This window comes from Allobosea sp. FBZP-16, assembly GCF_002831785.1.
Taxonomy (GTDB): Bacteria; Pseudomonadota; Alphaproteobacteria; order Rhizobiales; family Beijerinckiaceae; genus Allobosea; species Allobosea lupini.
Window position 1 is genome coordinate 37,165 of record NZ_LNCQ01000053.1, and the last position, 10,561, is coordinate 47,725.

General features: G+C 65.4%; 8 protein-coding genes. 7 read left to right on the forward strand and 1 reads right to left on the reverse strand.

Going from position 1 to position 10,561, the window contains the following annotated elements:
* The first annotated feature begins 193 nt into the window (after positions 1–193).
* From CXY91_RS26525 to CXY91_RS26555, 7 genes are read left to right on the forward strand one after another with little or no spacing between them, the layout of a single operon-like run.
* Complete coding sequence (locus CXY91_RS26525; protein WP_100964819.1) at positions 194–1,066, forward strand: branched-chain amino acid ABC transporter permease; 873 nt, start codon at positions 194–196, stop codon at positions 1,064–1,066.
* A gap of 4 nt (positions 1,067–1,070) precedes the next feature.
* A complete protein-coding gene (locus CXY91_RS26530) occupies positions 1,071–2,897 on the forward strand; it encodes a branched-chain amino acid ABC transporter ATP-binding protein/permease (RefSeq protein WP_100964821.1) in 1,827 nt (608 codons plus the stop codon).
* Positions 2,881–3,585 (forward strand): ABC transporter ATP-binding protein, encoded by a 705-nt coding sequence (locus CXY91_RS26535; protein ID WP_100964823.1) that lies wholly within the window; start codon positions 2,881–2,883, stop codon positions 3,583–3,585. The genes CXY91_RS26530 and CXY91_RS26535 overlap by 17 nt, the downstream gene beginning before the upstream one ends.
* 5 nt (positions 3,586–3,590) lie before the next feature.
* Positions 3,591–4,433, forward strand: coding sequence for a shikimate dehydrogenase family protein (locus CXY91_RS26540; RefSeq protein WP_100964825.1), 843 nt, complete (start codon positions 3,591–3,593; stop codon positions 4,431–4,433).
* The gene (locus CXY91_RS26545) at positions 4,430–5,200 is read left to right on the forward strand and encodes an SDR family NAD(P)-dependent oxidoreductase (protein WP_100964827.1); all 771 of its coding nucleotides are present in this window, start codon (positions 4,430–4,432) and stop codon (positions 5,198–5,200) included. Before CXY91_RS26540 ends, CXY91_RS26545 begins: the two co-directional genes overlap by 4 nt.
* Positions 5,201–5,224: 24 nt before the next feature.
* Positions 5,225–7,402, forward strand: a complete 2,178-nt coding sequence (locus CXY91_RS26550) for a dehydrogenase E1 component subunit alpha/beta (protein WP_100964829.1) — start codon at positions 5,225–5,227, stop codon at positions 7,400–7,402.
* Entirely contained in the window at positions 7,399–9,009 is a 1,611-nt protein-coding gene (locus CXY91_RS26555) for a GMC family oxidoreductase (RefSeq protein ID WP_100964832.1), read from the forward strand. The genes CXY91_RS26550 and CXY91_RS26555 overlap by 4 nt, the downstream gene beginning before the upstream one ends.
* Positions 9,010–9,296: 287 nt before the next feature.
* Here the strand turns inward: CXY91_RS26555 and rnk are convergent, their stop codons facing one another.
* The gene (rnk, locus tag CXY91_RS26560) at positions 9,297–9,722 is read right to left on the reverse strand and encodes a nucleoside diphosphate kinase regulator (protein ID WP_100964834.1); all 426 of its coding nucleotides are present in this window, start codon (positions 9,720–9,722) and stop codon (positions 9,297–9,299) included.
* Positions 9,723–10,561 lie beyond the last annotated feature (839 nt).

The following is a 10,561-nucleotide window of genomic DNA, read 5'->3' on the forward strand; positions in this document are numbered from 1 at the left end:
TCCGGGACGCGACCGGGGCCGCTTCAACTCTGGGATCCCTCACCGGGCAAGATCGCGCCGCTGAGGGATCCAAGGACGGCTGGCAGTCGTCCGGAATGGCCGCGGGCCGGCGCGCAAAATCATCCGCTTCGCTGCTTCAGGGCCGCTCATCCGCCCCCCCTTCGGCGACCATTCGACTTCGGAGACGCCTGCCATGGACGTGCTAGTCCAGTTGCTGCTCAACGGCATCATGCTCGGCAGCATGTATGCCATCATCGCGGTGGGACTGACGCTGATCTTCGGCATCGTCCGCGTCGTGAACTTCGCCCATGGCGAGTTCCTGATGATCGGTATGTATGCGACCTATCTGCTCGCCACTAAGCTCGGCTGGCACCCTTACGTGTCAGCCGTGCCGGTCGTCGTGCTGCTGTTTTGCGTCGGGGCGCTGGTGCAGCGCTTCATCATCCAGCCACTGCTGAATGCCGACGAGCACATCCAGATCTTCGCAACCGTCGGCCTCTCCACTGCGCTGGTCAATCTCGCCTTGATGATCTTCGGTGCCGATCTCTACTCCGTCTCGACGCCGAGCGCCCGCCAGTCGGTCTCGCTCGGCGGCTATACGGTGCTCTCGGGCCAGATCGTGATCCTGGCCTGCGCGCTGGCGTTGGTGGCGGGTCTGCACATCTTCATGCAGAAGACGCCGCTCGGCCGCGCCATCCGCGCCACCGCGCAGAACCGCAACGCCGCCTTGCTGATGGGTGTGCGCGTCGACCGGATCTACATCATCTCGTTTGGGCTCGGCGCGGCCTGCGTCGGCCTCGCCAGCGCGCTCGTCATGCCGCTCTTTCCGGTGACGCCGACGATCGGCTCCTATTTCGTGCTGACCGCCTTCGTGGTCGTCGTGCTCGGCGGCATGCGCAGCATGTACGGCGCCTTCGCCGGCGCAATGATCATCGGCATCGTCGACAGCCTGTCGGGCTACTACATCGCGCCCGACCTCAAGGAGGTCGTCTATTTCGCGATCTTCATCCTGATCCTGATCTTCAAGCCGACCGGCCTGTTCGGTTTCGGCCGCGGGACGGAGTGAACCTATGACCTCCCGCACGCAAGCAGCCTCTATCCAGCCCGCGCGCCGCAGCCCGCTCGCCGCCTTTACCCATCCGCGCGTCTATGTCTCGCTGATCCTGCTCTCCCTGCTGCTGATCATCCCGATGCTCAGCGACTCGGCCTTCATCATCCATGTCTTCGTGACGATCTGCGTCTTCGCCGGTCTCTCCACCGCCTGGAACATCGTCGGCGGCTATGCCGGCCAGCTCTCGCTCGGACATATGATGTTCTATGGCATCGGCGGTTACACCACCGCGCTGCTGATCCAGCATTTCGGGCTGTCGCCATGGATCGGAATGTGGGCGGGTGCGGCGCTTTCGGCCGTCGTCGCGGTCTGCATCGGCTATCCCTGTTTTCGTCTGCGCGGGTCGTTCTTCTCGCTTGCGACGATCGCCTTCCTCGAGGTGATCCGCCTGCTCGCAATTCACTTCCACGGGGTCACCGGCGGTTCGGCCGGGTTGATCGTGCCGCTGAAGATCGGTTGGGCCTGGATGATCTTCCAGGACAAGTTCAACTACCTGATCATCGCGTTTGGCCTGCTGCTGCTGACGCTGATCGTATCCTACGCGATCCGCAACGCGCGCCTGGGCTATTACCTGACGGCCGTGCGCGAGCGCGAGGACGCAGCCTCCGCTGCCGGCATCAGCCCGACCGACGTCAAGCTCAAGGCCGTCGTGATTTCGGCCGCCCTCACGAGCCTGATCGGCTCTTTCCACGCGATGTATACGACCTTCCTCGAGCCGGCGACGATGTTCTCGCTCTCGACCTCGATCGAAGTGGCGATGTTTGCCCTCATCGGTGGGCTCGGAACCGTCGTCGGGCCGCTGCTGGGTACCGTGCTCGTGGTGCCGATCGCGGAACTCGCGCGCGGCTGGCTGGGCGCCTCCGCCAACGGCCTGCACGGCTTCGTCTACGGCACGGTGTTGGTGCTGATTACCCTGACCCTGCCTGGCGGCCTCGTCGGCACCTTCGGAGCGCGTATCGGCCGCCTAATCGACCGGCTTCCGGGTGGACAGCCGCGGCCCGAACAAGAGGCCCCAGCCTTGCGCCAGATCACCGGTACACCCGGCGAAACGATGCTCGAGACCAAGAACCTCGTCATGCGCTTCGGTGGCCTGGTCGCGACCGACGACGTCTCAATGGTGCTTAAGCGCGGTGAGATTCTCGGCATCATCGGCCCCAACGGTGCCGGCAAGACGACACTGTTCAACCAGATCTCGGGTTTCTTGAAGCCCTCGTCGGGTAGCCTCGCCATCGTTTCGGGTGGGCAGGCGACGACGCCTGCGAGCGCCGACGCCTTCGCCCGTGCCGGTGTTGGCCGCACCTTCCAGATCGTGCAGCCCTTCGGCAAGCTGACCGTGATCGAGAACATCATGATCGGCGCCTTCATGCGTCATCCCGATGTCGCCTCCGCACGTGCGGTGGCGCTGCGGGTCTCGACGTTGGTGGGCCTCCAGCATGTCCGCGAGGTCGAGGCGCGCAACCTTCCGATCGGGGATCTCAAGCGCCTCGAAGTCGCGCGCACGCTCGCCACCGAGCCCGACATCCTCCTGCTCGACGAGGTCATGGCCGGCCAGAGCCAGACCGACACACAAACGATGGTCGCGCTGATCCGCGCCATCCGCGACACCGGCGTTACGGTGATCGCCATCGAGCACAACATGCAGGCGATCATGAGCCTGTCGGACCGCATCATCGTGATCGATTCCGGCAAGGTGATCGCGCAGGGCGATCCGCAGGCCGTGGTCCGCGACCGCCGCGTGATCGAGGCCTATCTCGGAGAGGATTTCGCCAATGCTCAAGGTCTCTGAGCTGACGGCCGGCTACGGCCGGACTACGATCCTCCAGGATGTTTCGATCCGGATCGGCAAGGGCGAGGTCGTCACCATCATCGGCGCCAATGGTGCCGGCAAGACGACGCTGCTTCGCGCGATCTCGGGGCTGGTGAAGCCGACGTCCGGCTCGATCGTCTTCGACGGGCAGGAAATCGCCGGTGCGACCGCCGCCGATATCGTCGGGCGAGGCCTTATCATGGTGCCCGAAGCCCGCCAGCTGTTCCCGGTCATGACGGTACGCGACAATGTCATGATGGGTTGCTACCACGCCAACACGCGCGAAGGCTCGGCGGCCCGCTTCGAGGAGGTGCTGGAGATCTTCCCGCGCGTGCGCGAGCGGCTCGATCAGCTCGCCGGCTCGCTTTCGGGCGGCGAACAGCAGATGGTCGCGATCGCCCGCGGGCTGATGGCCAAGCCCCGGCTCTTGATGCTGGATGAGCCCTCGCTGGGCCTCGCTCCGATCATCGTCCAGCAGATGTTCGCCATCGTCGAGCGCATCTGCGCGATGGGGACGACAGTGCTCCTCGTCGAGCAGAAGGCCTTCCATGCGCTGAAGATCGCGCAGCGTGCCTATGTCATCGAGAACGGCCGCATCGCCATGGAAAACACCGGCGCGGGGCTGCTGGCCGACCCGCACATCAAGACCGCCTATCTCGGGATCTGAGCGCGATGACGGACATCTCCGGCCACACCCGCGTCTATGCGCTCCTCGCCGACCCGGTGCATCACGTCCTGACGCCGCAGAAGCTGAACGCGCTGATGCAAGAGCGCGGACATGACGGGGTGATGGTGCCCGTTCATGTTGCGCCCGCTGACCTTGACACGGTCGTCGCAGGCCTCAAGGGCATGAAGTCACTGGGCGGCTTCGTCGTCACCGTTCCCCACAAGACGGCAATCGTCGCGCTTTGCGACGAGGTCTCGCGGCAGGCGCAACTGGTGGGCGCGGTCAACTGCGTCCGACGTGCAGCCGATGGCCGTCTGATCGGTGAGATCCTGGACGGGCTCGGCTTCGTCGCCGGCCTGCGGCGCGAGGGCTTCGAACCGAGCGGCCGTCGCGTCCTCCTGCTCGGGGCGGGAGGCGCCGCCAATGCGGTTGCCTTCGCTCTGGCGGAAGCCGGCGTTGCCAGCCTCGCCATCGCCAACCGCACCCGTGCGAAATCGCAGGATCTCGCGCGGCGTCTGGCGCAGGCCTTTCCCGAGCTGCGCGTCGAACTCGACAACCCGGATTCGGCGGAATGCGACATCGTCGTCAACGGCACATCGCTTGGCCTCGCCGCGGGCGACGCGCTGCCTGTCGATGCGTCGCGCCTTTCACCTGACTACATCGTCGCGGACGTGATCATGCAGCCCCGCCTCACGGCGCTGCTCGCAGCCGCACAGGCTAGGGGCTGCCGCATCCATTACGGCCTGCCAATGCTCGAATGCCAGCTCGAACTGATGGCTGATTTCATGGGCATGATGGGCCCGGGCATGACGGCTTCCGGCAGTACATCATCGGGCCTTTCGCCATGACCCCGGCCCCCGATCGCAACCGGGATCTCGCCGGCAAGATCGCGCTGATCACCGGCGGGGGCTCCGGGCTCGGCCTCGCCATGAGTCAGCGCTTTTCCGCGCGCGGGGCAAGGGTCGTCGTGCTCGATCGCGATGCGGCTGCCGCTGCGGCGTTTGCCGGCATCGAAGGTGCGGCCTTTATTTCCTGTGACGTGTGCGAACCGGAGGCGGTGGACGCCGCTTTCGACCAGGCGGAGGCGTCGGTCGGTCCCCTCGACATCGTCATCGCCAATGCGGGCATTTCGCAGAACAGCCCGACGCTGGCGTTGAACTTCGCGGATTGGCGCCGGGTCATGAGCGTCAATCTCGACGGCGTCTTCCTGACCGCGCAGGCCGCCGGGCGGCGGATGGTCCCGCGCCAGCGCGGCGTCATCCTGCTGATGGCCTCGATGTACGGCGTCGTAGCCGCGCCCGAGCGCCTCGGCTACTGCGCCTCGAAAAGCGCCGTCGCGATGATGGCCAAGGCACTGGCGCTCGAATGGGCCCGTCATGGCCTCAGGGTCAACGCGCTGGCGCCCGGCTATGTCCGCACGCCCTTTCTCGATGATCTGATCGCGCGCGGACGTCTCGACGCCAACGCCCTGACGACGCGCATGCCAATCGGCCGCTTCATCGAAACCGATGAGGTCGCCGCGCTGGCCGCGTTCCTTGCCAGTGACGAGGCGAGCGCGATCACCGGCCAGGTTGCTGGCGTCGACGGGGGCTGGAGCGCCAATGGCTACATCTGAAACCACGGCTGGAGGTCGGCACTGATGCCGAGGCGCGAAAAGCTGAACGCCGCGGCGCCCTGGATCGCGCTGCGCTCGACGCCGGGTGACTGGAAGGCGGCCGACCCTGTCTTGCTCGGCAGCATGCTCACGCAGCTTCATCTGATCCGCGCCTTCGAGGAGAGCGTGCTCGAACTCGCCGGCGAGGGGCTCGTCCATGGCCCGGCACATTCCTCGATCGGGCAGGAGGGCGGCGCCGTCGGATCGGTGATCGGCCTGCGGCCTTCGGATCAGGTCAACGGCTCGCATCGCGGCCATCACCAGTTTCTCGCCAAGACCCTGTCCTACCTCGCCCCGACCCTCGATCCGACCGCGGATTTCGCGCTCCCCCTCGAAGCCATGCTGCACCGCAGCCTGGCAGAGATCCTCGGCCTGGAACCCGGCTTCGGCCATGGTCGCGGCGGCTCGATGCATCTGCGCTGGATCGAAGCCGGCGCGCTAGGCACCAACGCCATCGTCGGCGGCGGCGTGCCGCTGGCGGCCGGCGCCGCCATGGCCCACAAGCTCGCCGGCACGGGCGACATCGCCGTAACCTATTTCGGCGACGGCGCGATCAACATCGGCTCGACGCTGGAGACAATGAACCTCGCGGCCGCCTGGTCGCTCCCCCTGCTCTTTGTCGTCGAGAACAACCTTTATGCGGTCGCCACCCATGTCGATGAGGCGGCGCGCGAGACCCGTCTGTCGGGGCGTGGGCCGGGCTTCGGCATCCCCGCGTGGCGCGTCGACGGCATGGACCCGCTCGCCGTACATCTGGCGACGCAGGAGGCCGTCGCCCTGTTGCGCGCCGGCCGCGGCCCCGCACTGATCGAACTCGAGGTCTATCGCTATTTCCACCAGAACGGGCCGCTGCCCGGCTCCGCCTTCGGCTATCGCTCAAAGGAGGAGGAGGCCGCCTGGCGTGGCCGTGATCCGCTGGCGCGTGTCGGCACCGAGATGACAGCGCTCGGACTGATCGATGACAGCGCCGTCGGCGATCTGCGCGAGCGCTGCGTCTCCCTGATGAAGGATATCGCGGGCCGCCTGCTCGAACCCGACGGCAACCGCCGTCGCATCCGCCCGGACCTTTGGCCCGACACCGCTTTCGTCGATATCGGCCTGCGTGGCGAACTGCCGGGACTGCCCAAGGGCGGCCCGCCGGCCGGGCCGGTGATCGAGCGCAAATTCGTCGACGCCATCGCTGATGTGCTGCATAGGCGGCTGCAGACCGACCCCTCCCTGGTCATCATGGGCGAGGACATACACCGGCTGAAGGGCGGCACGAACGGTGCTACGCGCGGTCTGGCGGCAGCCTTTCCGGACCGTGTGCTTGGCACGCCGATCAGCGAGAACGCCTTCACCGGCCTCGCCGGCGGGCTCGCCATGGACGGCCGCTACAGGCCGATCGTCGAATTCATGTACCCTGACTTCATGTGGGTCGCTGCCGATCAGGTCTTCAACCAGATCGGGAAGGCGCGTCACATGTTCGGCGGCACCACCGACGTGCCGCTGATCCTGCGCAGCAAGATCGCGATGGGCACGGGCTATGGCTCGCAGCACTCGCTCGATCCCGCCGGCGTCTTCGCGACCTCGCCGGGCTGGCGCATCGTCGCCCCTTCGACCCCGCGGGACTATATCGGGCTAATGAACGCGGCGCTGAAGGGCAGCGATCCCGTACTGGTGATCGAGCATGTCGATCTTTACCAGATGAATGGCATGATCCCGGCTGAAGACCTCGACTACACGATCCCGCTCGGCCAGGCCCTCATCGTGCGCGCAGGCCGCGATCTCACCATCCTGACCTATTCCGCCATGGTCCATCGCAGCGTCGAGGCGGTCGAGGCGCTGGGTGTCGATGCCGAGATCGTCGATCTGCGCACGCTCGACCGCGCCTCGCTCGACTGGGAGACGATCGGCGCCAGCGTCCGCAAGACGCACAACGTCCTGATCGTCGAGCAGGGCGCGCGGGGAACCTCCTATGGCGCGATGCTGGCCGACGAACTGCACCGCCGCCTGTTCGACTGGCTCGACCAGCCGGTCCAGCGCGTCCATGGCCGCGAGGCCTCGCCGACGATTTCGAAGGTGCTGGAACGCGCCGCCTATGCCGGGCGCGAGGAGGTGATGGCCGGGATCGCGCAGGTCATGGCCGAGCGCGGCACGCCGCTGGCGGGGGCCGCCGCATGAGCGCGCCCGTTAGCGAAAGCTATGACTACATCATCGTCGGCGGCGGCACGGCCGGCTGCGTGCTCGCCAACCGTCTCAGCGAGGATGCGGGCAAGACCGTGCTGCTGTTGGAGGCGGGCGGAGAGGGCAAGGGCTTCTGGATCCCGATACCCGCCGGTTTCAGCAAGCTCCTGGTCAATCCGGCGTTCAACTGGCGCTTCAGGACCGAGCCTGAGGAGAATACCCGCAACCGCGAGATCGCGATCCCGCGCGGCAAGGGGCTGGGCGGCTCGACGCTGATCAACGGGATGATCTATGTGCGCGGCCAGGCTCAGGATTTTGATGGCTGGGCCCAGCAGGGCTGCACCGGCTGGGGCTCTGCCGATATCCTGCCCTATTTCCGCAAGCTCGAAGCCTATGACGGGGAGGGCGACGCGACGCGTGGCCGCGACGGCCCGTTCCCTGTGACCGAGGTCAAGGAGCGCCCGGAGATCGCCGAGGCCTTCATCGCGGCGGCCGGGCAGGCCGGCTATCCGCGCAATCGCGACTATAACGGCGCTTCGCAGGACGGCTTCGGCTATTATCAGGTCAACCAGCGGCGGGGCCGCCGGGTCAGCGCGGCCGATGCCTATCTCGCGCCGGCGCGTGGCCGCCCCAATCTGCGGGTCCTCACCGGAGCGCAGGTGTTGCGGGTCGATCTCGACGGCAGGCGCGCCACCGGCGTCACCTACCGCGTAGGCGGCACCGCGCGCCAGGCCGCCGCGCGCGATAGCATCGTGCTGACGGCAGGCGCCATCCAGACCCCGCATCTGCTCGAACTCTCGGGCATCGGCGATCCGGCGGTTCTGGCGGCTGCCGGGCTGCCACTCCGTCATGACCTGCCGGGTGTCGGCGCCAATTACAGCGATCACTTCTGCACCCGCATGAACTGGCGGGTGAAGCTGCCGGTAACGCTGAACGAGACGACGCGCGGCTGGCGGCTTGTGGCTGCGGTCGCGCAGTATTTCCTGACGCGTAAGGGCATCCTGACGCTGGGCACCGGGCTCGCGCATGGCTTCGTGCGCACGCGGCCGGAAGTCGAGGGGCCCGACATCCAGTACTTCTTCATGCATGCGAGCTATGCCAACGCCGCCGAGCGCCGGTTAGACCGCGAGCCCGGCATGACCGTCGGCGTAACGCAGCTGCGGCCGGAATCGCGGGGTACGATTCATTCCCGCGCACCGGATGTCGATACGCCGCCCGCCATCAGGCCCAATTTCCTGGCCAGCCTCACCGACCAGCAGACTATGATCAACGGCATGAAGATCGCGCGCGACATCGTCGGGCGTCAAGCGCTAGACGCCTATCGCGCTTATGAGATGGCGCCCGGGCCCGGCTGCGTCAGCGATGACGACTGGCTGTCCTTCGCGCGCGACAATGGCCAGACGATTTATCATGCCTGCGGTACCTGCCGGATGGGGCAGGGGCCTGGCGCCGTCGTCGATCCGCAATTGCGTGTCTATGGGATCGAGGGCCTTCGCGTCGCCGATGCCTCGATCATGCCGGCCGTCGTTTCCGGCAACACGCAGGCCGCCGTCCTGATGATCGCCGAAAAGGCCGCCGACCTAATCCGCCGCGCTGGCTGCTGATGATCAGGACGTAACTGCATCTTCGGCAAGCGCGGCGACTGTCATCGGCCAACTCAGACATTGGGCCAGGTCGTGCATTTGCTCCTATTGCTCCCTAGAAATAGGATTTAATGATTAAGCGCATTTCGAGCGAAGACCTCGACCGCGCTGGCTCGCTCCTTTCGAGATTTTCACCGGAACGGTGTCGCATTCGACCTGACACGAGGGCGTCGCCGACGGGTTGGATGCGGCCGTCTCCAACGAACTAAGAGGCATGGAACTCCAACGTTCGAGTACTGTCGTCTCGCTCAGTTCAATGAGAGCGCGTCCAAAGGATCGCGGACCATCATCACGGTTAGTCGCTTGATGTCTCCCGAGCGCGTCGTCCATTCGATGGACCGCCCACCTGCCATGCCGATCAGCGCGACGCCAATTGGCGTGACGACCGATATTTTGTTCACGGCGATATCCGCGTCTTCTGGCCAAACGAGCGTAACGGTCGTTTCCTTGCCAGAAGTGTCATCGCGAAAGCGGACTTCGCTGCCAATGCGGACATGTTCGCCCGAGCTACGGCCTTGCGGAAGAATGCGTGCGCGATCCAGCTCTGCGGAAAGTTCCGCCGCGAGCTCCGGCATGGTATTGACGGCACCGGCTGCGATGCGACTCAGCTTGTGATGGTCCTCGCTGGTCACGACAATAGGGGGGCGCGAACGGCCCCTGCTACGACTACTCATGGAAGTCTCGCTTGATAATGTTGCGGCTGCGCGCGTGACCGGGACATGCCTGGTATGCGCTACTCAGAGCCGCTGTTGATGGATGATAGACTAACGCATTCGGCACCCCGTGTCCGAGGCGCACAGCGCAACAGACCCGGGGCTAGTGGCCCGCGATAAGATTTCCCGACCGATGATGGCCGCGACTAAACTGGTATGCGCTATTCATAAGGTATGGATCGGCCAATGATCCCGCTTTGTCAAATCCGGGCAAAACGGTCTTCGGACTCTCGTACGGGATGCTCGCTCTGATTCAAGGGAAGGCCGTGACAGGCAACGCCGAGGCAATCGGCGATGAAGGAGGCTATGAAGGGATCCAGCCAGGGCTCGCAAAAATCGGCCGCCCCTAGAGCGAGTCAGTTTCGAGGTGATAAGCCGGTTTTGGCCAAGCAACTCGTCGGTTATTTCCGATATCCTGGCTGTTTCCTACACTTGGACTCGCGCTCACCGATGATGACGCGCCCGGTGACAATGGCCTGGCCGATGTCGCGGGCGCGGCCGAGCAATAGGCCATCCGCCCGCAACTCATCGGGCATCGCAAGGGCAATTATGAGGATCGACTCTGGTAGCTGCAGAGAGGCAAATTTGCCGGTCTGGCCCGCCGGAGCGACCCGGCGATTTTTCGTTTCTACCGGCCTTGAAGAGCATGATTGGGATCAGACGGCGCTGCTCTGAATCTGCCGCTTGCAAGTCTTCATGAATCACACTTATCTACTTCGCCGATCATTGGCACTGAAAGGGAGTGACCTGCCCCCCGGAAGTTCCCTCGCTGTGATGTAGAGTCTGCCCAACCTGAGAAG